Annotated in this window: 18 protein-coding genes; 12 read left to right on the forward strand and 6 right to left on the reverse strand. The window is 62.4% G+C overall.

The window, feature by feature from the left end; genetic code table 11:
* The first annotated feature begins 17 nt into the window (after positions 1-17).
* Genes QVG21_RS05300 through QVG21_RS05310 form a run of 3 tightly spaced genes read left to right on the forward strand, consistent with a single transcriptional unit; the run spans position 18 to position 3,882 of the window.
* Positions 18-917: a YitT family protein gene (locus tag QVG21_RS05300; protein ID WP_251213816.1), complete on the forward strand. Its 900-nt coding sequence runs from the start codon at positions 18-20 to the stop codon at positions 915-917.
* The gene (priA, locus tag QVG21_RS05305; RefSeq protein WP_287922858.1) at positions 918-3,176 is read left to right on the forward strand and encodes a replication restart helicase PriA; all 2,259 of its coding nucleotides are present in this window, start codon (positions 918-920) and stop codon (positions 3,174-3,176) included. It begins immediately after the preceding gene.
* Positions 3,160-3,882: a ComF family protein gene (locus QVG21_RS05310; protein ID WP_287922860.1), complete on the forward strand. Its 723-nt coding sequence runs from the start codon at positions 3,160-3,162 to the stop codon at positions 3,880-3,882. Before priA ends, QVG21_RS05310 begins: the two co-directional genes overlap by 17 nt.
* A gap of 68 nt (positions 3,883-3,950) precedes the next feature.
* On the opposite strand, the gene QVG21_RS05315 is transcribed toward QVG21_RS05310, so the two are convergent.
* Positions 3,951-4,451 carry a hypothetical protein gene (locus QVG21_RS05315; RefSeq protein WP_287922861.1) on the reverse strand — a complete coding sequence of 167 codons (501 nt, stop codon included), beginning with the start codon at positions 4,449-4,451 and terminating at the stop codon, positions 3,951-3,953.
* 129 nt (positions 4,452-4,580) lie between these two features.
* Here QVG21_RS05315 and dnaB point away from each other — a divergent pair, with 129 nt between their 5' ends.
* From dnaB to QVG21_RS05360, 9 genes are all read left to right on the forward strand, one after another.
* A complete protein-coding gene (dnaB, locus tag QVG21_RS05320) occupies positions 4,581-6,146 on the forward strand; it encodes a replicative DNA helicase (RefSeq protein ID WP_287922862.1) in 1,566 nt (521 codons plus the stop codon).
* A gap of 15 nt (positions 6,147-6,161) precedes the next feature.
* Positions 6,162-7,700 carry a YifB family Mg chelatase-like AAA ATPase gene (locus QVG21_RS05325; protein WP_287922864.1) on the forward strand — a complete coding sequence of 513 codons (1,539 nt, stop codon included), beginning with the start codon at positions 6,162-6,164 and terminating at the stop codon, positions 7,698-7,700.
* A 114-nt stretch (positions 7,701-7,814) separates the two neighbouring features.
* The gene (murG, locus tag QVG21_RS05330; RefSeq protein WP_287922866.1) at positions 7,815-8,927 is read left to right on the forward strand and encodes an undecaprenyldiphospho-muramoylpentapeptide beta-N-acetylglucosaminyltransferase; all 1,113 of its coding nucleotides are present in this window, start codon (positions 7,815-7,817) and stop codon (positions 8,925-8,927) included.
* 1 nt (position 8,928) lies between these two features.
* Positions 8,929-10,311 (forward strand): UDP-N-acetylmuramate--L-alanine ligase, encoded by a 1,383-nt coding sequence (gene murC, locus QVG21_RS05335; RefSeq protein WP_287922868.1) that lies wholly within the window; start codon positions 8,929-8,931, stop codon positions 10,309-10,311.
* Between the two features lie 12 nt (positions 10,312-10,323).
* Positions 10,324-11,418, forward strand: coding sequence for a cell division protein FtsQ/DivIB (locus QVG21_RS05340; RefSeq protein WP_251213808.1), 1,095 nt, complete (start codon positions 10,324-10,326; stop codon positions 11,416-11,418).
* An 11-nt stretch (positions 11,419-11,429) separates the two neighbouring features.
* Complete coding sequence (ftsA, locus tag QVG21_RS05345) at positions 11,430-13,049, forward strand: cell division protein FtsA (protein WP_287922870.1); 1,620 nt, start codon at positions 11,430-11,432, stop codon at positions 13,047-13,049.
* A gap of 73 nt (positions 13,050-13,122) precedes the next feature.
* The gene (ftsZ, locus tag QVG21_RS05350; protein WP_251213806.1) at positions 13,123-14,454 is read left to right on the forward strand and encodes a cell division protein FtsZ; all 1,332 of its coding nucleotides are present in this window, start codon (positions 13,123-13,125) and stop codon (positions 14,452-14,454) included.
* 16 nt (positions 14,455-14,470) lie between these two features.
* Positions 14,471-15,748, forward strand: coding sequence for a gliding motility-associated protein GldE (gene gldE / locus QVG21_RS05355; RefSeq protein WP_287922872.1), 1,278 nt, complete (start codon positions 14,471-14,473; stop codon positions 15,746-15,748).
* Positions 15,749-15,890: 142 nt separating this feature from the next.
* Positions 15,891-16,472 carry a 4'-phosphopantetheinyl transferase family protein gene (locus tag QVG21_RS05360; RefSeq protein ID WP_287922874.1) on the forward strand — a complete coding sequence of 194 codons (582 nt, stop codon included), beginning with the start codon at positions 15,891-15,893 and terminating at the stop codon, positions 16,470-16,472.
* A gap of 150 nt (positions 16,473-16,622) precedes the next feature.
* Here the strand turns inward: QVG21_RS05360 and QVG21_RS05365 are convergent, their stop codons facing one another.
* The 5 genes from QVG21_RS05365 to queA all read right to left on the reverse strand — a co-directional run bounded on the left by QVG21_RS05365 (position 16,623) and on the right by queA (position 23,987).
* The gene (locus QVG21_RS05365) at positions 16,623-17,831 is read right to left on the reverse strand and encodes a C1 family peptidase (RefSeq protein ID WP_287922876.1); all 1,209 of its coding nucleotides are present in this window, start codon (positions 17,829-17,831) and stop codon (positions 16,623-16,625) included.
* Between the two features lie 153 nt (positions 17,832-17,984).
* Positions 17,985-20,282 (reverse strand): type I DNA topoisomerase, encoded by a 2,298-nt coding sequence (gene topA, locus QVG21_RS05370; RefSeq protein WP_287922878.1) that lies wholly within the window; start codon positions 20,280-20,282, stop codon positions 17,985-17,987.
* Between the two features lie 74 nt (positions 20,283-20,356).
* Entirely contained in the window at positions 20,357-21,988 is a 1,632-nt protein-coding gene (locus tag QVG21_RS05375) for a DUF4270 family protein (protein WP_287922879.1), read from the reverse strand.
* A complete protein-coding gene (locus QVG21_RS05380) occupies positions 21,972-22,778 on the reverse strand; it encodes a glycogen/starch synthase (protein ID WP_251214134.1) in 807 nt (268 codons plus the stop codon). Before QVG21_RS05380 ends, QVG21_RS05375 begins: the two co-directional genes overlap by 17 nt.
* A 159-nt stretch (positions 22,779-22,937) precedes the next feature.
* The gene (queA, locus tag QVG21_RS05385) at positions 22,938-23,987 is read right to left on the reverse strand and encodes a tRNA preQ1(34) S-adenosylmethionine ribosyltransferase-isomerase QueA (protein ID WP_251214133.1); all 1,050 of its coding nucleotides are present in this window, start codon (positions 23,985-23,987) and stop codon (positions 22,938-22,940) included.
* Positions 23,988-24,017 lie beyond the last annotated feature (30 nt).

A 24,017-nucleotide genomic window follows, 5' to 3' on the forward strand; every position in this document is an offset into this window, starting at 1 on the left:
GCTAATATTTCGCCATTATGGACGGTTTCTCGACCAATCGGTTCTTTGCAGGCATCAAGGAGTATTTCCTGATGACCGTGGGCATGTTCCTCTACGCGTTCGGCTGGATAGGCTGCATCCTGCCTGCCGACGGCATGGGCGGCGGCGCGGCGGGTTTGTCGCTGGTGCTGTGTATGTTCGTCGAACACCTTTTCGGGTGGCAGGTGAGCATCGGCACGATGGTTTTCATGATCAATGCGCTGCTGCTGCTCGTGGCGGGATTCATCGTGGGGTGGAAGTTCGGCGTCAAGACCGTCTTCTCGATCATCATGATTTCCGTGGCGATGAACTTCTGGGAGAGCGTACTGCCGCCCGAAGGCCTCTTCTCGGGCCTGGAGAACATCCTCCAGGTTATCCTGGGCGGTATTCTGGCCGGTTCGGGCGTGGCCATCTGCTTCATGCAGGGCGGTTCGACGGGCGGCGTGGACATCGTGGCGATGATTATCAACAAATACCGCACGGTGCGCTACGGCAACATCGTCATGTGCTCGGACTTCATCATCATCGGCTCGTCGCTGCTGGTCGGCAAGACCCTCACGACGGTGGTCTACGGCTATATCCTCACGGCGGTCTTCGGCTATACGGTCGACATGATCATGTCGGGGAACCAGCAGTCGAACCAGATTTTCATCATGAGCCGCAAGTACGACGAAATCACCAAGGCCATTCTGGAAGTCGCCCACCGCGGTGTGACGCTGCTCGACGGCATGGGCGGCTATACGCGCGAGGAGATGAAGGTTGTGGTCGTCGTGTGCCGCAAGCGCGAGACGTCCGACGTGCTGAAGGTCGTCAAATCGGTCGACCCGACGGCTTTCATGTCGATAGGTTCCGTGGCGGGCGTCTACGGCCAGGGTTTCCAGTCCCTGCCCAAGATGTAGATGGAGCGCTACGCTGACGTCGTGCTGCCGCTGGCGCAGCCGGCCTATACCTTTGCCGTCCCGGAGGGGATGGAGCTGGCGGCGGGCTGTGCTGTGGAGGTGCAGTTCGGCCCCCGCAAATTCCATACGGGAATCGTGTGGCGCGTGCATGAGCGCAGGCCCGATTTCAAACGTATCAAACCCGTGCAGCGTCCGCTGTACGACCGGCCCCTGCTCACCGCGGCGCAGATGAAGCTGTGGGAGTGGGTCGCTTCCTATTACATGTGTTCGCTGGGCGAGGTGATGCGCGCGGCGCTGCCGTCGCTGATGAAGCCCTCGGCCGACAGCCGCGAGCGTTTCGCCGACGAGGAATTCCGCCCCCGCACGGAATGCTATCTGTCGCTGGCGCCGGAACTTCGGGACGAAGAACGGCTCCACGAGGTGTTCGAGAAGCTGGAGCGCCGGGCTCCGAAGCAATACGAAGCGCTGCTTGAACTGGTCTCGGCCGGCGACGGCGGCGGACTGCCCGAGGGCGAGGTGCCGCGGCGGCTGTTGCAGGCCGACCGGGCTGTGCTGCATGCGCTGGAGCGCAAGGGCTTTGTCCGGGCTGCCGAACACGAACGCACCGCCGAGCGCGGCGAAGCCGTTTTCCGGCTGCCGCAGCTGACGCCCCACCAGCAGGCGGCGCTCGACGAACTGCGGCGCCAGTTTGCCGACGGCAAGGCGACGGCCCTGCTGCATGGGGTCACTTCGTCGGGCAAGACCGAAATCTACATCCATCTGATTGCCGAAGTGCTGGCGCGGGGCGGCGACGTGCTGCTGCTGGTGCCCGAAATCGCGCTGACGGCCCAGCTGATCGAACGCATGGAACGCATCTTCGGCAGCCGGGTGACCCCCTACCATTCGCGGCTGACGGACCGCCAACGCTCGGAAACCTACCTGCGGCTCAACCGCTCCGAGGGGGGCGAATTCGTGGTGGGGGTGCGGTCGTCGATATTCCTGCCGCTGGCGCGCCTGCAACTCATTATTGTCGACGAGGAACACGACGCCAGCTACAAGCAGGTCGAACCTGCGCCCCGCTACCATGCGCGCGACTGCGCTGTGATGATGGCGCGGATTTTCGGGGGCCGGACCCTGCTGGGGAGCGCCACCCCCTCGCTCGAAACGTGGCTCCACGCCTCGGGCGGGAAGTACGGCCGGGCGACGCTGAGCGAACGCTACGGCGATGCCCGGATGCCCGAAATCATCGTGTCGGACACGCTGCGGGCGGCGCGGCGCGGCGAACGGCACGCCCATTTCAACAAACTGCTGCTCGACAAAATCGGCGAGACGCTCGGCCGGGGCGAACAGGTCATGCTGTTTCAGAACCGCCGCGGGTTTTCGCCCTATGTGGAATGCACGGAGTGCGGCTGGACGGCCCGCTGTCCCGACTGCAACGTGACACTGACCTACCACAAGGCAGGCGGCAGGCTGGTCTGCCACTACTGCGGCCACAGCGAACCCGTACCTGCCAAATGCCCGTCGTGCAAGGTGACCGACGTGGTGCCGATGGGATTCGGCACCGAGAAAATCGAAGAGGAGATAGCCCGCATCTTCCCCGAGGCGCGGGTGGCGCGGCTCGACCGCGATACGGTGACTTCCGAAAGGGCGTTCAGCGCCATTGTGGCGGCGTTCGCGCGCCGCGAAACCGACATCCTGGTAGGCACGCAGATGATAACCAAGGGGTTCGACTTCGAGGGGGTCGCGCTGGTGGGGATTCTCAACGCCGACAACATGCTCAACAATCCCGATTTCCGGGCCGGGGAACGGGCCTTCCAACTGATGATGCAGGTGGCGGGCCGGGCAGGCCGCCGGGCGCAGGGGGGCGAGGTGGTCATCCAGACCGCCGAACCGGGCCATCCGGTCGTCCGGCAGGTGGTCGAGGGCGATTTCGGGGCGATGGCCCGGATGCAGCTGGCCGACCGCGAAGCCTTTTTCTATCCGCCCTACGCCCGGCTGACGACCCTCACGCTGCGTCACCGCGATTTGCAGCTGCTGCGGCGCGGAGCCGTCCATCTGGCTGCCGGGCTGCGCCGACGCTTCGGCCGCCGACTATTGGGCCCGATGGCCCCGCCTGTCGACCGCATCCGCGGCGAATACCTGCTGGGGCTGCTGCTCAAAATCGAAAGCGGCGCATCGTCGGCCCGCGCCCGAGAACTGCTGGGCGCCGAATTGCAGGCTTTCGCGCAACACCCCGAATTCCGCCATATTGCCGTCATCCCCAATGTCGACCCTCAGTGAGCTGCTGCGCGATGCGGCCGCGCTTGTGCTTCCTCCGGTCTGCCCGGTCTGCGGCACGCGGCTGATGCCGGGCGAACGGGGGCTCTGCACGCTGTGCCGCCTGACGGCGCCGCTGACGGGCTACTGCGGCGAAGCCGACAATCCGGTGCTGCGCAAATTCTGGGGGCTGGTGCCCGTCGTGCGGGCGTCGGCTTTTCTGTATTACGTCCGGGACAGCGGGTGGCGGCGGATGATTCACGGATTCAAATACCGCGGAGCGTGGCTCGCGGCCCGGACCATGGGCGAGTGGTACGGCGAATGCTTGGCCGAAAGCGGGCTGTACGGCGGTGTGGATGCGGTGGTTCCGCTGCCGCTTCATCCCGTCAAGCGGATTTGGCGCGGATACAACCAGTCGGAATACCTTGCCGAGGGAATCGCCGCGGCGTTGGAGGTGGCGGTCGACCGCCGCAGCGTGCGCCGCAGCCGCTATACGGCATCGCAGGCGCTCAAACCGCACCGCGAACGGGCTGGAAACGTGGAGGGAGCCTTTGCGGTGCGGCATCCCGAACGGCTGGCGGGCAGGCATATCCTGCTGGTCGACGACGTGATGACAACGGGCAGCACCTTGGCCTCCTGCGCCCAAGCTATCGTGCAGGCGGTTCCCGACTGCCGCATCAGTATCGCCGTCCTTGCTGTTTCTCGCCGCGAGTTGGGGCTGAAAGAGTGACCTCTCCTCCCGCAAAATGAAAAACCGGCCTTGCAAAGGGCCGGTTTTTTGTTGTGTCGAGCGGGGCGCTAAGCCGGGCGGATGCGTCCGCGGAAAGTGCAGAGGTGGTTCTGCCCCCGGGCGTGTCCCATCCGGACGGCGCATTGGTCGCTGCCCGCATAGAGCGTGATGTACATTTCGTAAATTGCTTTTAGGTTCTTTTTATTCGCAATTTTCAATTGAAATATTCGGTCTCCCTTTTCAGTAACTGAATTTGCTTCAACCTGTACGTCATAAGATGCTCGTAAATCGCTCAATCGTCGAAACGGTTCGTTTCGGAAAAGTACTGATGATAAATTGAGCAATCCTTGATTGCCTTCTACGGAGAAATAACTGCTGGTTACGTCTGTGCGTTGACCGTTAGGAGCGTACACTTCGTCGATGTCAATGACATAATAACCTGCATCGAGGGCTGCGATTGCCACAATGGAGGAGGACTGCCGAGCAGAAGAGTTTTTTTGCGCTGCGCATCCCGTAAGCAGCGCAGTGGCCGTCATTGCGGCAAGCAGGGTTCGGATGGATTTCTTCATGGCGGTGTGGTTTGCTGTCAAGATACGAAAAAACAGCGACACGGCCGCATCGTTCCATTTTTTTTTGCGCTGTTTTTTGATATGTCCGCCCGAATCGCTACTTTTGAAGGCTGAAAGAAACCCTACGAAATGGCTAAGGATTTTATCCCTTCCCGGCGCAACGGCGAAGCCTACGAAGCGCTGACCGACACGCTCGGCAGCGTACCCCCGCAGGCGGTCGAACTGGAGGAAGCGGTACTGGGCGCGCTGATGCTCGAAAAGGACAGCATCATCGCGGTGCAGGAATTCGTGACCCCCGAATCGTTCTACACCGAGGAACACCGGCTCATATACAAGGCGATCGAAGAACTGTCGATGGAGCTGAAGCCCATCGACCTCTACACCGTGACCGAACGGCTCAAGGTGAAGAAAGAGCTGAAGAAAGTCGGCGGGGCTTCGTATCTGGCTCAGCTGACGCAGAAAGTCGGGTCGGCGGCCAACGTGGAGTTCCACGCCAAAATCATTGCCCAGAAGTACGTGCAGCGCGAGCTGATACGCTCGGCGACCGAAATCCAGAAACGCTCCTACGACGAATCGACCGACGTGACGGAGCTGATCGGGTTTGCCGAGGGCGAAATCTTCAAGGTTTCGGAGGGGCATGTCAAGCGTTCGGTGCAGTCGTCCAAGGATATTCTGGCCCGGGCGCTGATGCAGATCGAGGAGGCCTCGAAGAACACCAGCGCTTTCAACGGCGTGCCGTCGGGTTTCATGGCCATCGACCGGGTGACGCTGGGCTGGCAGCTCTCGGACCTGATTATCATCGCGGCCCGTCCGTCGATGGGTAAGACGGCGTTCGTGCTTTCGATGGCCCGCAACATGGCCGTCGACCACGAAGCGGGCGTGGCGTTCTTCTCGCTCGAAATGTCGTCGGTGCAGCTGATGATGCGTCTTATCATCGCCGAGACGGGGCTGAGCGGCAACGACGTCAAGTCGGGCCGCCTGTCGCCCGAGCAGTGGCGCCACCTCGAATCGGCCACCAAGCCGCTGGGCGCCGCGCCTTTGTTCATCGACGACACCCCGGCCCTTTCGGTCTTCGAGTTCCGCTCCAAGGCCCGGCGGCTCAAGATTCACAACGACATCAAAATCATCATCATCGACTACCTCCAGCTCATGACGGGCAACCAGGACTCCAAGGGCAACCGCGAGCAGGAGGTGGCGTTCATTTCGCGCACGCTCAAGGCCATCGCCAAGGAACTGAACGTGCCGATTATCGCCCTGTCGCAGTTGAGCCGCGCCACCGAGATGCGCGGCGGCTCGAAGCGTCCGCAACTCTCGGACCTGCGCGAATCGGGCGCCATCGAGCAGGACGCCGACATCGTGGCGTTCATCCACCGCCCGGAGTACTACGGCATCAACCAGGACGAGAACGGCATGCCGACGGCCGGAATGGCGGAAATCATCATCGCCAAGCACCGTAACGGCGCCGTGTGCGATGTCAATCTGCGCTTCCTCAAGGAGCAGGCGCGGTTCGCCGACCTGGACGATTCGATGCTGCCGCCCTCGCAGGCCTACGAAAGCCAGCAGGCCTACGACGACTATGCCAGCGGCTCGAACGGCGGTCCGGCACCGGGCGGCATGGGCGGTCTGGGAGCCGCTGCGGGCGGCGGCGAATTCGACATAACGCCTCCGTCGCTGGGCGATGAGGCTCCTTTTTAATCCGCACTACGCACCGTGTTCGTCAAGACATTCGCAGGGGCAGTCGTCGGTATCGACGCCGTGACGGTGACCGTCGAGGTCAACATCGCGGGCGGCGGGCTGGGGCTCTACCTGGTGGGGCTTCCCGACAACGCCGTGAAGGAGAGCGAGCAGCGCATCCGTGCGGCGTTCGAGAACTCCGGCGAACACATGTCGGGCAAGAAAGTGGTGGTCAACCTGGCCCCGGCCGACCTGCGCAAGGAGGGCGCCGCGTTCGACCTGCCGATTGCCGTGGGGATTCTGGCGGCCATGGGGCGGATAGAGACCGGATCGCTGGCCGATACGCTGTTTGCGGGCGAGCTGTCGCTCGACGGGTCGGTCAAACCCGTGCGGGGCATCCTGCCCGTAGCCATCCAGGCTCGGCACGACGGTGTGAAACGGCTGGTAGTACCCGCGGCCAATGCGGCCGAAGCGGCGGTCGTCGAGGGCGTCGAAGTGTTCGGGGCGGGCAGCCTGAAAGAGGTGGCCGCCTTTCTCAATGGCGAAGCGGAGATTGCTCCGGCTGTGGCGGCTGCGGACAAAACAGCGGTTGCGGAAGCGGGCCGCTACGACGAGGATTTCGCCGACGTCAAGGGGCAGGCCCATGTCAAGCGCGCGTTGGAAATCGCTGCCGCCGGGGGCCACAACGTACTGATGATCGGTTCGCCGGGTTCGGGCAAGACGATGCTGGCGCGCCGGATGCCTACGATTCTGCCGCCGCTTTCGTCGGAGGAGGCGCTGGAGACGACCAAAATCCACTCCGTGGCCGGGCTGGCCGGCAGCGAGGGGCTGCTGTCGCGGCGTCCGTTCCGCTCGCCACACCACACCGTGTCGCAGGTGGCGCTTATCGGCGGCGGGCAATCGCCCCACCCGGGCGAGGTGTCGCTGGCCCACAACGGGGTGCTGTTTTTGGACGAACTGCCCGAGTTCGGCCGCAGTGCGCTGGAAGTGCTGCGCCAACCGCTGGAGGAGAAGCGGATTACGGTGGCCCGGGCGCGTTATCGGGTGCTCTACCCGGCCAACTTCACGCTGGTCGCTGCCATGAACCCGTGTCCGTGCGGCTACTACAACCACCCCTCGAAAGAGTGCAGCTGCTCTTCGGGCGCGGTGCAGCGATACATGGGGCGGGTGTCGGGCCCGCTGATGGACCGCATCGACATGCACGTCGAGGTGACGCCCGTCGAAGCGTCCGAACTGGCCGACGCCGCGCCGGGCGAACCGAGCGCTGCCATTCGCGAACGGGTGTGCCGGGCGCGGGAGGTGCAGCGCGAACGCTTCCGCGATTGTGCGGGGGTGCATACCAACGCCATGATGAACGCGGCGATGCTGCGCGAATACTGCCGGCTGGACACCGCGTCGTCGGCGCTGCTGGAACAGGCCATGCAGCGGCTGTCGCTCTCGGCCCGGGCCTACGACCGGATTCTGAAAGTGGCGCGCACGATTGCCGACCTGGCGGGACGCGAACGGATCGAAGCGGCCGACGTGGCCGAAGCGATCAACTACCGTTCGCTCGATCGCGAGAGCTGGGGACGATGAAAATTAAGACTTGAAAATTATCCGGTTCGCCGTTCGGGGCGGCGACGAAGCGGGCGGAAGATTCCTCGCTTCGCTCGGAACGACAGAACAGGCGGATCGAAATTGACCGATACGATGAAGACGAAGAAACATATCATTCTTTCGGGCGGCGGCACGGGCGGCCATATCTATCCGGCCGTGGCGGTTGCCGAAGCCTTGCAGCGCCGTTTGGGCGACGGTGTGGAACTGCTGTTCGTGGGCGCCGAGGGCAAGATGGAGATGGAAAAGGTCCCTGCCCTGGGCTATCGCATCGTGGGACTGCCCATCGCCGGATTGCAGCGGCGTCTGGAATGGCGCAACCTGCTGGTGCCGCTGAAGGTGTGGCGCAGCATCCGGCTGGCCCGCAAGACCATTCGTGAATTCGGCGCCGATGCCGTTGTGGGCTTCGGGGGCTATGCCAGCGCTCCGGTGCTGTGGGCGGCCCAGCGCATGGGAGTGCCGACCCTGATTCAAGAGCAGAATTCCTATGCCGGAGTGACCAACAAGATTCTTGCGAAAGGCGCCCGGCGCATCTGCACGGCCTACGAGGGGATGGAACGGTTTTTCCCGGCCGGCAAAATCCGGCTCACGGGCAACCCGCTGCGGGGGCGCTTCTCCAAGGAGGGGGCCGACCGGGCCGAAGCGCTGCGGCACTACGGCTTCACGCCCGACAAGCAAGTGGTGCTGGTGGTCGGGGGGTCGCTCGGCACCCGGTCGCTCAACGAAATGATGAAACACTGGATTTGCTCGCTCGGTGGAGCTGAAGCTCCCGTGCAGGTCATCTGGCAGACGGGCAAATATTACGAACGCGAAATGCGCGAATTCCTGGCGGCCCATCCGACGCCGGGCATCTGGCAGGGGGCGTTCATCGAGCGGATGGACCGCGCCTATGCGGCGGCCGACCTGGTGGTGTCGCGCAGCGGCGCGGGGACGGTGTCGGAGCTGTGCCTGGTGGCCAAGCCTGTGCTGTTCGTACCCTCGCCCAACGTGGCGGAGGACCACCAGACCAAGAACGCCCGGGCGCTGGAACAGCACGGGGCGGCGGCTATCGTGACCGATGCCGCATGCCGCACCGAGGCGATGCCGCGGGCGCTGGAACTGCTTGCCGACGGGCAGGCGCTGCGCCGCATGAGCGAAAACCTCGAAAAACTGGCCCGGCCGCGGGCCGCCGAAGAAATCGTGGACGAAATCATTCAATTGCTGGCATAGTATGGAGTTCTCGAAAGTCTATTTCCTGGGAATCGGGGGCATCGGCATGAGCGCCCTGGCGCGCTACTTCCTCCACGAGGGCAAGCGGGTGGCGGGCTACGACCGCACGCCGTCGCGGCTGACCGCGGAGCTGGAGGCCGAGGGAGCCGAAGTGCATTACGACGACGATGTGCAGGCCATTCCGGCGGCATTCCTCGACCCGTGCGACACGATGGTGGTCTATACGCCTGCTGTGCCGCAGGACCACGGCGAGTACCGCTATTTCTGCGAAAACGGGTTCACGGTCGAGAAGCGCTCGCAGATGCTGGGTCATCTGGCCGAGGGCAAGTACGTGATGGCCGTGGCGGGCACGCACGGCAAGACGACCACGTCGACGCTCGTGGCGTGGCTCAACCGGGCGCTGACGGGCGGCGGTTCGGCTTTCTTGGGCGGCATATCGAAGAACTTCGGCGGCAACCTGGTGCTGGGCGACGGACCCCGGCTGGCGGTCGAAGCCGACGAATTCGACCGTTCGTTCCTGCGGCTTTTCCCCGATGTGGCGGTGGTCACCTCGGCCGATGCCGACCATCTGGATATCTACGGTACGCACGAAGCGGTGAAGGAGGCTTTTTCGCAGTTCGTGCGGCAAATCCGCCCGGGCGGCTTCCTTGTTATCAAGCAGGGAGTCGACATCGTGCTTGACAATCCGGCAATCCGGGTCTACCGCTATGCCTACGATACGCCGTGCGACTTCTATGCCCGCAACGTGCGGCTACAGGAGGGCGGGCACTATCTGTTCGACCTTGTGACGCCTGGCGGGGCGGTCGAAGACTGCACGCTGGGGATTCCCGGGTGGGTCAATATCGAGAATGCCGTGGCGGCCGTGGCGGCCGTGTGGTGCGCCGCGCAGGCCGAGGGGGCGGCGTTCGATGCCGAACGGCTCCGGGCGGCGCTGGCGTCGTTCTCGGGCGTCAAGCGGCGTTTCGAGTTCTACGTGAACACGCCCCGGCAAGTCTACATGGACGACTACGCCCACCATCCGCGCGAACTGGCCGCGACGCTTACTTCGGTGCGCAAGATGTTTCCGGGGCGGCGCATCACGGCGCTGTTCCAACCCCACCTCTACACCCGCACGCGGGACTTCTACGCCGGATTCGCCGAAGCGCTTTCGCATGCCGACGAGGCAGTGGTGCTGCCGATTTACCCGGCCCGCGAGGAACCGATTCCGGGCGTGACCTCCGAAATCATCGCCGAGCGGGTGACCGTTCCCTGCCGCATCGTCGGGCGCGAACAACTGGCCGACGAAGTGGCCGCCATGGATACCGACGTTGTGGTGAGCTTCGGCGCAGGCAACATCGACGCCTGCTGCGAAGCCATCGCCGAAAAACTCCGTCCGAAAAGCTGATACCGAATGCCTATGAACCGTTCGCTGCGATATGTTTTGCTGGCGCTGCTGTGGAGCGCGGTGGCGGGCTACCTGTGCTTTGCGGGGGCTGTGGCCGTGCGCGGCCGTGCGAAACGGACGGTCTCGCGGGTCGAAATCGAAGTGGTCGACAGCACCTCGCGGGGCTGTCTGGTCTCGACGATGCGCGCGCGCGAATGGATAGGCCGCAGCGGAATTCCCACGATCGGCACGGCAGTTGATGCGGTGGACCTGCGGGGCATCGAACGGCTGATAGCCCGCAACGGTTTTGTGAAAGAAGCGATTGCATCGGTGGACTATTCGGGCACGCTGCGTGTTTCGATCAGCCAGCGCGAACCGCTGCTGCGGCTGCTGACCGACGGGACGAACAGCTATGTGACGGCCGACGGCTACGTGTTCGCGGCGCCCAAGGCCTCGTCGCTCTATGTTCCGGTTGTCACGGGCGACTACCGCCTGCCGTTCCCCAAGGACTATGTGGGCAGCGTGCACGCCTACATGCAAGCCGAACTGGCCAAGTCGGAAGCGCGGATTGCCGCCCTCGAAAAAGAAAAATACCCCTTTTTCCGGCAGGAAATCGAAATCGAACGCCGCATGAAGGAGGTGCGCCGCCGCCGAATCCGGCAGGGCTTTTTCGAGCGGGCGACCGACTTCGAGCGCCGGGTCGCCGAACTCAGGGAGGAGAAGACCGTCCTGCGCCGCAAGTTCCGCTACGAAGCCGCCCAGGTGCAGGAACGCATCGACCGGCTGGGCCGCCGGCAGGAGGAGGAGCGCGAACGGCAAAAAAAATTGGTCGAAAACTACGAAGATTTCGCGAAACTCCTTACCTTTGTGGAAAGTGTCCGCAGCGATGCGTTCTGGAGGTCGGAAATCGTGCAGATAATTGCCCGCACGACCCCCGGCGGAGCCTTGGAGGTCGATCTGGTGCCGCGCAGCGGCCGCCATGTCGTCCGTTTCGGGCGTCTGGAGCAGGCCGACCGCAAGTTCGGCAAGCTGATGCGCTTCTACGAAGGGGGCCTTTCGCGCATCGGATGGGACCGCTACCGGACCATAGACATCAGATATAACGAGCAGGTGGTTTGCAGGAAATAAAAGATTCAGCCGTGGAAACAAAAAACTATACCGTTGCGGTCGATTTGGGTTCGTCGTCCGTCGTGGTCGCCGTCGGGGAGACGCGTGACGACGGCCGGATGCACGTCGCGGCCGTGGTCTCGAAGCCCGTCGAGGGGGTCAACGCCGGGCGGATCGACAACATCGAGCTGGTGAGCCGGGCCATCCGGGAAGCCGTCTCGGAGGTCGAAGCCCAACTGGGCATCCGCATCACGGAGGCTTACGCCGGCATTTCGGGCGATTTCGTGCGGTGCGCGCGCCATACGGACCATGTCTATGTCTTCGATCCCGAAACGGGGGTCAGCCAGCGCGATGTCGACGCGCTGTTCGACCGCATGCGCAATGTGCAGGCGCCCGACGACGAGACCATCATGGAGCGTATCCCGCAGAACTACATGGTCGACGACAGCCAGGAGGTGAAGAACCCCGTCGGCTCGTTCGGCAAGAAACTCTCCTCGACGTTCAATTTCATCCTGTGCCACAAAACCCCCATCCAGCGGCTCGATATGGCGCTGAAGCGGCTCAGTATCAAGATGCTGGGCGTTTTCTCCGACGCGCTGGCCACTCCCGAGGCGGTGCTGCTGCCCGAAGAAAAGGAGGAGGGTGTCGCCGTAGTCGATTTGGGGGCAGGGGTCACCGACGTCACGGTCTACTATCGCAACGTAGTGCGCTATACGGTCTCCATCCCGATGGGCGCTTCGGCCATCAACCGCGACATCCGCACGATGGGGGTTCCCGAAAAACATGTCGAAAGCCTCAAGCGCCGCTATGGTTCGGCGGTCGCCGAGCTGGCGCCCGAGGACAAGCTCATACGTGTCAACGGCCGCACGGCCCGCGAAGCCAAAGATATTTTGCTGCGCAACCTCGCAACGGTCATCGAAGCGCGCGCGACCGACATCGCAGAGTTCGTGCAACAGGAAATCAAGGATTCGGGCTACGCGTCGAAACTCGCCTACGGCATCGTGCTTACGGGCGGTTCGGCCCAACTGAAAGACCTCGACGAGCTGTTCCGCCGCGTGACCGAAACGGACGTGCGTGTGGCGGTGCCCGATGTGGGCATTGCCGAAGAATCGGGCGAGTTGGCGGCCAATCCGGCTTATGCGACGGCGGTCGGCATTCTGCTCAAGGGTGCGGCACAAGGTGCCTGCGCCGTGGTCGAGTTCGTGGCTCCGGCAGCATCCGCTCCCGCCGCGTCGGCACCGGCGGCCCAGCCTGCGGCGCCTGCGCGTCCGGCTCCGGCCCAACCTCGTCCGGCCGCTTCGGAGCCGCGCCGCGGTTTCGTGCCGCCTGCCGCACAGCCTGCTCCCCAACCAGCTCCTGCGCCCCGGCCCGCACAGCCCCGGGCGGCTCAGCCGCGCCCTGTGCAGCCCCAGCCCGAAGCTCCGGCACCGACGGCTCAGCCTGTCGCCCGCATTCCGGCCCGGCAGCCCGCGCCCCAGCAGGAACCCCCGAGAATCGAACCCCGCCAACCGCTGGCCGCGCAGCCGGAACCCGAGGAGGAACGCCCCGTGGTGATAGATTCGCGGCGCAAACGCGACTGGAGCTCCATATTCCAGAAAGCATTCGACAAGGTGAACCAAAGTTTCACGGCCGCCGAAGACGAGGAAATCTGACGCCGGGGGAGCGCTCACGAATTACGCAACAGAGAATCGAACAGCGATTGCATAATCTGCCTTTCAACGACTTATGACAGACGAATTGATGTCGGAAATCAGAGCGCCGCGCGGCACGCGGTCGATTATCACGGTAGTGGGAATCGGCGGTGCGGGCGGCAATGCCGTCAACCACATGTGGAGTCTCGGCATCCGCGGCGTGTCGTTCATGGTCTGCAACACGGACCAGCAGGCGCTCGACAAGAGCCCGGTGGAGACCAAAATCCGTCTCGGCGCCGAAGGGCTCGGGGCGGGCAACGACCCCGAGAACGGACGCCGTGCCGCCGTGGAGACCCTGCCCGAAATCCGGCAGCACTTCGAGGAAGCGGGCACGCGGATGCTCTTCATCACGGCCGGAATGGGCGGCGGCACGGGTACGGGCGCTTCGCCCGTCATCGCCAAGCTGGCCCGCGAAATGGGGCTGCTGACCGTGGCTATCGTCACTTCGCCGCTGGCCGTCGAGGGCAAAATCCGCTATGAGCAGGCGTTCCGCGGTATTGAGGAATTGCGGCAGAACGTCGATTCGCTGCTGATTATCAACAACGAGAACATTCTCGAAATTTACGGGCGTCTGTCGCTCAAGCAGGCGTTCGGCAAGGCCGACGACATATTGGCGTCGGCCGCCAAGGGCATCGCCGAAATCATCACCGTGGAGAGCGATCTGGTCAACGTCGACTTCGCCGATGTCTCCAAGGTCATGCGCAATTCGGGCCGCGCCCACATGGCCGTCGCTACGGCCGAGGGCAACGGACGCGCCGAATCGGTGGCCGAAGCGTCGCTGCGCTCGCCGCTGCTGGACCACAACCTTATTTCCGGGGCCAAGAATATCTTGCTCAACATTTCCGTGTCGAACGCCGACGAACTGATGTACGAGGAAGTCACGCGCATCCTCGAATACATCCAGGCCCATGCCAGCGTGCAGGACGAAAACGGTGTGGTCCACGACGCCAATATTATCTGGGGCACGAGCGAAAAGCCGCAGTTGGGCAATGCCATTGAACTGGTGGTAGTCGCCACTGGATTCCGGAGCGAGGAGGTGCCCGAGGCGATGAAGCAGATCATTCCGCCTGCGCGGACCGTCCAGCCTGTCGGGGCTGCGGAGCCGGGGGCTCCGGTGCTGGAGCCCATCAAGCCGCTGGCTCCGGCCAAGCCGGCACAGCCGCGGCCCGGCGAACAGGTGGTGCTGGGCGCCAAGTCGACCCGTTACAGCAATATCGACGCGCTGCTTTCCAAACCCGCCTACCAGTCGCGCAACTCGAAGTTCGTGGAGCGCGTTTCCGGCGGCCGCAAAGAGGTGCTGCGCGACAAGACGGCCGAGAACCAGGCGCCCAAGGAGGAGCCGGACAGCGGTTCGCTTTTCGACTAACTAACACGCTCCCGGTTTGGAAGAGACCCCCTGGATTCATTTCAACGGTTTTTCGGCCCATATCGCTGTGCTCTGCGCGGTGACGCTGGTGCTGCTGTGCATTTCGGCCTTGGTGTCGGGTGCCGAAACCTCGTTTTTCTCGCTCTCGCACAACGACGTGCAGCGGCTTAAGCAGCGTTCGAGCGCTTCGGCCGCCGCTGTGCTGAGACTGTTGGGCGATGTCGACATGTTGCTGGCAACGATTCTGGTAGCCAACAACCTGGTCAATATCTGCATTACGATTCTTACGGCAAGCATCGTCGATGCGGTCTTCACGTTCTCCCACCTGGAGTTCCTTTTCAAGACCGTCGTCGTTACGTTCCTGCTGCTGCTTTTCGGCGAGGTGCTGCCCAAGGTGCTGGCGCAGACCACGCCCATGCGCTTTGCGCAGTTCGTCGCCCAGCCGCTTATCGTCCTGCGGTGGGTGCTCTATCCGCTGTCGTTCATCCTTGTGCGGACCAGCAGCCGCATCAGCGAAAAGGCGGCCCACAAAAGCGAAATTTCGCTCGACGAACTGGCCGATGCCGTCGACATGACGCAGGCTTCCAACCCCGAAGAACATGTCATGCTGTCGGGAATCGTCAACTTCGTCAATACCGAAGTGCAGGAGATCATGAAGCCGCGCGTCGACATCACGGCGCTGGAACTCACCGACGACTACGAAAAGGTCAAGCGCACCATCATCGCGTCGGGCTTTTCGCGTATCCCCGTTTTCGAGGAGGACATCGACAACATTCGCGGCACGCTCTACGTCAAGGACCTGCTGCCCTATATCAACCACGGCAACGAATTCGGGTGGCAGCAGCTCATACGCAAGCCCTATTTCGTGCCCGAGCACAAGAAAATCAACGACCTGCTGGGCGATTTCCAGACCAACAAGGTCCACATGGCCATCGTCGTCGACGAATACGGTTCGACGCTCGGCCTGGTGTCGCTGGAAGACATCATCGAAGAGATCGTCGGCGAGATTTCCGACGAGAGCGACAACGACGAGAGTTTGTACACGCGGCTCAATGCCAAGAGCTACCTGTTCGACGGCAAGACCCATATCGGCGATTTCGAGCGCATTCTCTCGCTCGACGAGGAGACTTTCTCCGACGTGCGGGGCGACGCCGAGACGCTGGCGGGGCTGATGCTCGAACTCAAGCGCGACTTCCCGCGCAAGGGCGATGTCTTCACTTCGCACGACATCCGTTTCACGGTCAAGGAGATGGACGCCCACCGCATCGACAAAATCCGCGTCGATTTGAAATAGTTGCGCGAGTTGAAAAATTGTTTCCGCCTTGCCGCTCCGGACGAAGGTCCGGGCATGAACCCAATGGGTGATAATGTTCTGTGCGGTCGGTCGGAGTGCGGCCCGATTTATAATTCTTAATTTTTCATTTTTCATTCGGTCGATGTTCCGCCTCTTTGTCGAACGGCCCATGTCCGCTTCCGATGCCGCCCCATGGGCGACGCCGGACGAACTTGCGTCGGCGGCGGCTTTTCCGCCAGCGCGGCAGGCGGAGTGGCTTTCGTGGCGGGCGATCGTGCGGCGGGAAGTGTGCCGCGAATTCGGGTGCCGTCCGGCTGAAATCGCAATCGCTTACAACGAGACGGGGGCTCCCGTTGTCGAGGGTGCGGCGGTGCATGCGGCGGTTTCGCATTGCCGGGGCAGTGTCGCCGTGGGGCTGTCCGACGCTCCGTGTGCGGTGGACATCGAATCGCTGGACCGGAATTTCGGCCGCATTGCATCCCGCTATATGACCCCCGCGGAGCAGGCGCTCTCTGACGACCCGCGGTGGCCTGCCGTGGTGTGGAGCGCCAAGGAGACCCTTTATAAATATGCCGGGCGCAAAGAGCTCGATTTGCTCTGCGACCTGCGTGTGGAGCAGACCGATTTCTCGGCTGGCAGGCTTGTCGGCCGGATTCGCAGCGGCGAAGTGCTGCTATTGCGCTTTCTGTTCTTCGCGGGCCGCGTCATCGTCTTTTTGTCGTAGTCATGGAAAGCCCTCCGCCCCGTTTGCCTGCGGCTTCCGCTCCGGATGCCGATGCGGCTCGGTGTTGAGTTCGAGGAATAAACAGAAAGCGACCGGAACCGTATACGGTTCCGGTCGCTTTCTGTGAGTGAAAATGCGAAACGGGTGAACTTATTTCAGCCCCAGCTTCTTGGCGATTTCCTTGGGCAGAGCCTTTTTGTTGACCATGATGTCGGTGGTCTTGTAGGCCACGAACGGCCGCGAGAAGTAATAATACCCGGCGTAGGGCGGTCGCACGTCCCACGAATTGAGCACCTTGTAATAGGCGTTGCCTGCCTGGTCATGCGCCGTACCGACGATCACCATGCCGTGGTCGTCGGTCGTTTCGTAGTTGTCGAAAGCTGTCTGGCGCATCTCCTGCGTGATGACACGCTCTTTGCCCGGCTTGTCGAACGTGTAGAGGGCCGCTTCCTTTTCGCGTTCGGTCAACTTGCCCCAGCGTTCGGCTTCGGTGCCGCTCATGCTGTCGAGGTCGGCTTCGGGGACGATGCCTAAGGCCAGCGAACGGCTGAATCCCTTTTCACTCACGTCGGTGCCCCATGCGATGGGGTGGTTCTCGGCCAGCGCGTGGTCGATGACGGCCATCATTTCGTCGAGCGGCAGGTTGTAGACCGTGCCCCACATCCAGTTGTCGGGCACTTCGAGGATGAACTGCGTGTAGAACGGATGATGGGTGAACGACGTCAGGTCGATATAATCCTCCATGTCGATGGGCAGCGAGGCCGCATAGGAGGCCGGGGTGTATTCCTTGCCCTCGTAGGTGAAAGTCTCGGGCATCTCGCCGAAATAGGCGTCGAGCAGGGCGCTGAAGCCGCGGCGCCACGCCGTCGACAGCGGTTTGCCCGAACGGTCGCCGACCGAAATGATCGTGTCGAGGTAGGCCTTGAATACGGCCGTCAGCTCGTGGAAGTCGGGCTTGTCGGTGCCGTAGTTGAGCCCCGGGTAGACCTCGAACGGCACGATGCCGTATTTCTTGATGGTCTCGGTGACGTCGTGCGCCGCACCGCCCTCGGCGAAGTTCAGTTCGCCGTGCATCCGGACGTATTTTTCGGCCTTTTCCATGAAGGTGTGGCGGACGATCCACATCTCCGAGAGGTGGACCGGAGCGCCGCCTGCGCGCAGGATTTCACCCTCCAGAAACGAAAGGGTCGAGAAGCACCAGCATGTGCCGCTGCGGTGCTGGTCCTTGACGGGTGTCATTTGCAGCACCTTGGTGTCGGTGAAGCGGTAGCCCTCGGGCTGGGTCTCTTCGGGTGTCGTCTGGGCGACGGCGCTGCACAGAGCGCCGACGGCCAGCAGGGTAAGCAAAAAGTTTTTCATCTGTCGTTGGGTTTGAAGTAGCGTTCGTTTCGCCGAACGCCGGGGGCAGCAGCTGCGGTCGGGCCGGCTGCTCCCGGTGGACCGGGATGCCGCTCTGCGGACCGCTGCACGCATAAGAAACGGCTGCGGCGCCCGGATAGTATATGCCGGCGTCTATTTTTTCGCTCCGGCCACGATTTTCCGGCACTCCTCCAAGGTCAGCTCGGCCGCCTTGGCCCCTTTGGGCAGACGGTAGTTCTTGCCTTGGTAGGCGATATAGGCGCCGTAGCGGCCGTTCTTGACCAGCATGTCGGGGTCTTCGGCGAATTCGCGGAGCGGTTTGTTGGCTGTGGCGGCGGCTTCCTTGTGGGCGCGGACTACCTCTACGGCCCGGTCGTAGCTCACCGTGTAGGGGTCGTCGGTCTTGGCCAGCGAAGCGAACGACCTGCCGTAGCGGACGTAGGCGCCGTATTTGCCGATGCCGACGGTCAGCTCCTCGCCGTCGAGCTCGCCCAGCATGCGGGGCAGCGCAAAGAGGGCCAACGCTTCGTCCAAAGTGATGGATTCGATGAGCTGCCCTTTCTTGAGCGATGCGAAGCGGCTTTTCTGCCCCTCGCCGCCCTCGATTTCGACCATCGGGCCGTAGCGGCCGATGCGCGCCTTGACCGTATGGCCTGTCGCGGGGTCGGTGCCGAGGATGCGGCCCTGGCTTTTCTTGTCGGTCTGCTGCTCGATGGCCCTGTCGACCATCTTGTGGAACGGCTGGTAGAAGTCGCCGATCATGCGGTTCCATGTGATGTCGCCCTCGGCCACGCGGTCGAACTCCTTCTCGACGCTGGCCGTGAAGTTGTAATCGACGATGGAACCGAACTGCGCTTCGAGATAATCGTTCACGACCATGCCTATGTCGGTGGGCGACAGGCGGTTTTTCTCCTTGCCGAAGTTTTCGGTGAGGGTCTTGGCCGTTACCTTGGCGTTGGCGAGCGTCAGTTGCACGTAACTGCGTTTCTGCCCGTCCTTGTTCTGCTTGACCACGTAGCCGCGGTTGATGATCGTGGAAATCGTCGGGGCGTAGGTCGACGGACGGCCGATGCCCAACTCTTCGAGCCGCTTGACGAGCGAGGCTTCGTTGTAGCGGGCCGGAGCCTGCGTGAAGCGTTCGGTGGCGGTAATACCGGCGACGCTGAGCAGGTCGCCCTGCGCCATCTTGGGCAGCAGCCCCTCGCCGCTTTCGGCGGTCTGGTCGTCGTCGGTCGATTCGGAGTAGAGCCGCAGAAAACCGTCGAACCGCACCACCTCGCCTGTGGCGATGAACTGGAGCGGCGACCCCTCGATGTCGATGGCCACCGTCGTGCGGTCGATTTCGGCGCAGACCATCTGCGAGGCGACGGTGCGCTTCCAGATAAGCTCGTAGAGCCGTTTTTCGGCCGTCGTGCCCTCGATTTGCTGGCGGTCGATGTAGGAGGGGCGGATGGCTTCGTGGGCTTCCTGGGCCCCCTTGGTTTTGGTCTTGTAATTGAACCAACGGGAGTATTTTTCGCCGTAGAGCCTGATGATTTCCTCCTTGCACTGGGCCAGCGCCTGCTGCGAAAGGTTGACCGAGTCGGTACGCATGTAGGTAATCAGACCCTGCTCGTAGAGGTGCTGGGCCACGGACATGGTTTGCGAAACGGACATGCCCAATTTGCGCCCGGCCTCCTGCTGGAGCGTCGAAGTGGTGAACGGCGGTGCGGGATAGCGCTGGGCGGGCTTTTCTTCGGCCTTGGCGACCGTGAACGCCTTGCCGACGGTGCCGCGCAGGAATTCTTCGGCCTGCGCCTGCGTGTCGAAGCGCGAGGAAAGCTCGGCCTTGAAAAGCGTCTTGTCGGGGTCGCCGGCGGCGTAGAACTGGGCCACGACGCGGAAATAAGGCTTCGACCGGAACGCAATGATTTCGCGCTCGCGCTCGACGATGAGCCGCACGGCGACCGACTGCACGCGTCCGGCCGAGAGCGACGGCCTCACCTTTTTCCACAGCACGGGCGAGAGCTCGAAACCCACCAACCGGTCGAGGACGCGGCGCGCCTGCTGGGCGTTGACCAAGTCCATGTTGACCGTGCGCGGCTTCTCGATGGCTTCGAGGATGGCCCGCTTGGTGATTTCGTGGAAGACGATGCGCTTGGTGCGGTCGACGGGGAGCCCCAACACTTCGGTCAGGTGCCATGCGATGGCTTCTCCTTCGCGGTCTTCATCGGAAGCGAGCCAAACGGTTTTGTTCTTGGCCAGCCGGGCCAGCTCGTCGACCACTTTCTTCTTGTCGCCCGGGATTTCGTAGACGGGCGCGAATCCTTCGTCGATGCGGATGCCGAGGTCCTTTTTCGAGAGGTCGCGGATGTGGCCGAAACTCGACTTGACGATGAAATCCTTGCCGAGGAACTTCTCGATGGTTTTGGCCTTGGCGGGGGACTCGACGATGACTAAATTTTCCTGCATGGTGTGTATGGCTTCGTTCAAATGCGAAAACCTAAGCGGATAGACTTAGGTTCGCATCGCAGAGACGTGTCCTGCTATTTGATGAGGTTGTATGCTATTTCAAAACGGATGGGCGCGGTGTTCTGCACGGGGGCCTCCTCGTCGGTGGTCATGCCCTGCAATACGCCGTAGGCCGAACTGTAAAGACTGTATGCTTCGAGACCCGCGTAGATGGTACGGTTCTTCACGTTGTCGAGTTCGACCGGGCGGTTTTCCGCTTCGGCGGCCCGGCGCTCGGCCAGATAGCTGTTCCACAGCGTCTGCGCGTAACCCGTTATGTCCATCGCGTAGCAGCCGCGGCTGCGTTTGAGATAGCCGTCGTAGGCAAGGGTGTAACTGCTGTTGTTCTTCTCGGCCGTGTAGTTGTAGTCTGCAATCGGGGTCAGCTTCTTGTAATCCGTGTAGAGCCCGATGCGTTTGGGCGCCGCGTCCATTTCGGCAATCAGACGCCCGGGATTCGCCGGGTCGATTTGCGAAGGGTCGTAGTCGCTGCCGCTGAAGTAGACCAACATGCGGACCTTGCTGAACGCCAGCGTCGAGTATTCCTGCTTGTCTTCGGCTCCGGCTATCAAGGCTTCCAGCTCGTCGAAAAACTGCTGTGTGAAAGTGATTTCGGTGGCTATGCCGCCCAAACCCTCGACAATCAGGCGGCTGTCGGGCTCGCGCGTGTCTTTGCTTCCCGGTGTCGGTTCCTTGACGTTGGCCGGGTTGATCATCGTCCCCTTGCCATAGTCGCGTCTGAGGGTGTTGACCGAGACGTTGCCGTGGGTTTCGGACCCTGTGTGGTAAAAGGCATAGTTCATCCGGATGGTGTCCTGGACGAGCGAGGGGTCCGCTTCGACCCGGTTACGGCCGTAAATCACCAGCGACGACGCCAGGAGGTCGGTGGCATAGATAGTGCCCTTGCCGCTCACGGCCTGGTCGCTCTCGGGCCGGATGTAAAGCCCCTTGAACTCCTCGAGCCATTGTACCAGGCTGTCCTGCGTGGTGTAAATCGAATATTTGCCCTTGTAGGGACCCTCCTCCAGCATCAGCCGTTTGATGAAGTGCTCGCCCTCGTCGGTGATTTCCAGCGGGATGTTGGCTGACGACGGTTTCGTGCGCTTGCCGTCGGGGAACGTGAATCTGAAAAGCGGCTTTTTGCCGACGTATTTGTCGGGGTTGAAGTTCAGATAGAACACCGTGTCGGCCTCGCCCTCCTTGAGATAGTCGTTGCTGACGATTTCATAGATGCCGAACTGCTGGGGAGTGAGCGTATCGGCGCCGTACTGCGAAATCGAGAGCTTCAGCACGGCCGAATCGACGAAAGGCCTGTACCCGAAAAATCCCGGCCGGTCCACTTTCATATTGTAGAGGAACTGCGTGAGGAATCCCGCCGTGCGCAGGCCCAGCGTATCGTTCAACTCCGACCCCATGTATCCGTAGCTGAGGTTCGACGACACGAGCGAATCGCTCTGGAACAGACGTGTCTCGACGTAGCGTGCCGGTTTTTCGCCTTTGCGGGGCAGGGTCGTATAACCTGCCAGCATCTGCTGATTCTCCGGCACGAGGTTCGAGCCCAGCGAATCGTCCACCGTCGTGCAGGCTGCTGCCGCCGCAGCCGCCATGACCAGGAGCACGAGCGCCCGGGCCGCGTCGGTCCGGAGGAATCTATTGAATATCTTCATAGAATCGGTTGTAATTATCGAAAAATCCGTCTTCTTCGGGCGAACGGTATTCGAGCATCGGCTTGCCGCTTCGGCGGGCGAGCTTCAGCACCTTGGCGTCGACGTCGGGCGACGCGACGATGATACCGTCGGCATATTCCATAACGAAACGGCAGAGATTTTCGTATGACGGACGTCCCAGAAGCGAAAGATTCGCGTCCTGCACCCCCTCTCCGGCTATCTTGAGGCCGAACTCCTTGTCCAGTTCGCCGGGGAAGCCGTCGTCGTAGAGCGAGACCACCACCTTCACGTCGCGGAAAATCGGGTCGTCGGCGAAGACCTTTTTCAGATAGACCGGCACGACACCGGCGAACCAACCGTGGCAGTGGACCACCGTCGGGGCCCAGCGCAGCTTCTTGACCGTCTCCAGGACGCCGCGCGCAAAGAAGATGGCCCGCTCGTCGTTGTCGGCGAATTCGCGGCCCTCGGCGTCGTGCAGAATCGCCTTGCGCGAGAAATAATCGTCGTTGTCGATGAAGTAGATCTGTACGCGGGCGGCCGGTATCGACGCGACCTTGATGATGAGCTGGTGGTCGTTGTCGTCGATGATGAGGTTCATGCCCGAAAGCCGGATTACCTCGTGCAGCTGGTGGCGGCGCTCGTTGATGCAGCCGTAGCGGGGCATGAACGTGCGGATCTCGTTGCCGCGCTCCTGCATGGCCTGCACCAGCGAACGGCACAACTTGGAGGCCTCCGTTTCGGGAAGATAGGGCGCTATCTGCTGACAGACGTACAGAATCTTGCTTGCCATGATCCGTGGTTTTAGTCGGACGGGGCGGTTGCCGCGGTCGGGAATGCGTCGGGGGCGTTCCGTCGGACGGCGGCCGCTCCGGGCCGGATTTATGTTGCTACAAAGGTACGTAAAAAATCTGAAACTCCCGGACGTTTCCGGGCCGGCGGGGCGCGGGCGTCAGAGAATCAGCATCGCGTCGCCGTAGGTTCCGAAGCGGTAGCCCTCGGCCTTGGCGGTTTTGTAGGCGTTCATGACGGTTTCGTAGCCGCCGAACGCCGCCACCATCATCAGCTGCGTCGAGTAGGGCAGGTGGAGGTTCGTCACCATTGCGTCGGCCACCGAGAACTCGTAGGGCGCGAAGATGAACTTGTTGGTCCAGCCCTCCATGGGCTTGATCATGCCTGCGGTCGAGACGGCCGTTTCGAGCGTCCGCATGACGGTTGTGCCGATGGCCACGATCTTGCGGCCGTCGCGTTTGGCCTCGTTGACCGTCGCGGCCGTTTCGTCCGTCACGATGAACTGCTCGGAATCCATCTTGTGCTTCGAGAGGTCTTCCACGTCGACCGTGCGGAAGTTACCCAGCCCTACGTGCAGCGTGATGAACGTCCGGTCCACCCCTTTGATTTCCATGCGCTTCATCAGGTGTTTCGAGAAGTGCATGCCTGCCGTCGGAGCCGCCACGGCGCCTTCCTTGGCGGCAAAGATGGTCTGGTAGCGTTCGGCGTCCTCGGGCTCGACCTTTTCGCGCACCCACTTGGGCAGCGGCGTCTCGCCCAGGGCGAACAGGGCTTCCTTGAACTCCTCGTAGCTTCCGTCGAAGAGGAAGCGCAGGGTCCGCCCGCGCGAGGTGGTGTTGTCGATGACCTCGGCCACCAGCAAGTCGTCGTCCCCGAAATAGAGCTTGTTGCCGATGCGGATTTTGCGGGCCGGGTCGACCAGCACGTCCCACAGCCGCAGCTCGCGGTTCAGCTCGCGCAGCAGGAAGATTTCGATTTCGGCCCCCGTCTTCTCCTTGTTGCCGTAGAGCCGCGCCGGAAACACTTTCGTGTCGTTGAATACGAACAGGTCCTTTTCGTCGAAGTAGTCGAGGATGTCCTTGAACATGCGGTGCTCGATCGTGCCTTTGGCGCGGTCGATGACCATCAGCCGCGATTCGTCGCGGTTGTCGGCCGGGTGGCGGGCCAGCATCTCCGGGGCGAAGTCGTAGCCGTATTGCGATAATTTCATGTTGAAGATGGGTTTTCGTTATTTCATGCA

It is taken from the genome of Alistipes sp. UBA6068, assembly GCF_949428155.1.
GTDB classification, from domain to species: Bacteria; Bacteroidota; Bacteroidia; order Bacteroidales; family Rikenellaceae; genus Alistipes; species Alistipes muris.

Bases quoted from the DNA above. Each gene is read 5' to 3' on its own strand.
- QVG21_RS05300 (WP_251213816.1), top strand. From the start codon at position 18: ATGGACGGTTTCTCGACCAATCGGTTCTTTGCAGGCATCAAGGAGTAT.
- priA (WP_287922858.1), top strand. From the start codon at position 918: ATGGAGCGCTACGCTGACGTCGTGCTGCCGCTGGCGCAGCCGGCCTAT.
- QVG21_RS05310 (WP_287922860.1), top strand. From the start codon at position 3,160: ATGTCGACCCTCAGTGAGCTGCTGCGCGATGCGGCCGCGCTTGTGCTT.
- QVG21_RS05315 (WP_287922861.1), bottom strand. From the start codon at position 4,451: ATGAAGAAATCCATCCGAACCCTGCTTGCCGCAATGACGGCCACTGCG.
- dnaB (WP_287922862.1), top strand. From the start codon at position 4,581: ATGGCTAAGGATTTTATCCCTTCCCGGCGCAACGGCGAAGCCTACGAA.
- murG (WP_287922866.1), top strand. From the start codon at position 7,815: ATGAAGACGAAGAAACATATCATTCTTTCGGGCGGCGGCACGGGCGGC.
- murC (WP_287922868.1), top strand. From the start codon at position 8,929: ATGGAGTTCTCGAAAGTCTATTTCCTGGGAATCGGGGGCATCGGCATG.
- QVG21_RS05340 (WP_251213808.1), top strand. From the start codon at position 10,324: ATGAACCGTTCGCTGCGATATGTTTTGCTGGCGCTGCTGTGGAGCGCG.
- ftsZ (WP_251213806.1), top strand. From the start codon at position 13,123: ATGACAGACGAATTGATGTCGGAAATCAGAGCGCCGCGCGGCACGCGG.
- QVG21_RS05360 (WP_287922874.1), top strand. From the start codon at position 15,891: ATGTTCCGCCTCTTTGTCGAACGGCCCATGTCCGCTTCCGATGCCGCC.
- QVG21_RS05365 (WP_287922876.1), bottom strand. From the start codon at position 17,831: ATGAAAAACTTTTTGCTTACCCTGCTGGCCGTCGGCGCTCTGTGCAGC.
- topA (WP_287922878.1), bottom strand. From the start codon at position 20,282: ATGCAGGAAAATTTAGTCATCGTCGAGTCCCCCGCCAAGGCCAAAACC.
- QVG21_RS05375 (WP_287922879.1), bottom strand. From the start codon at position 21,988: ATGAAGATATTCAATAGATTCCTCCGGACCGACGCGGCCCGGGCGCTC.
- QVG21_RS05380 (WP_251214134.1), bottom strand. From the start codon at position 22,778: ATGGCAAGCAAGATTCTGTACGTCTGTCAGCAGATAGCGCCCTATCTT.
- queA (WP_251214133.1), bottom strand. From the start codon at position 23,987: ATGAAATTATCGCAATACGGCTACGACTTCGCCCCGGAGATGCTGGCC.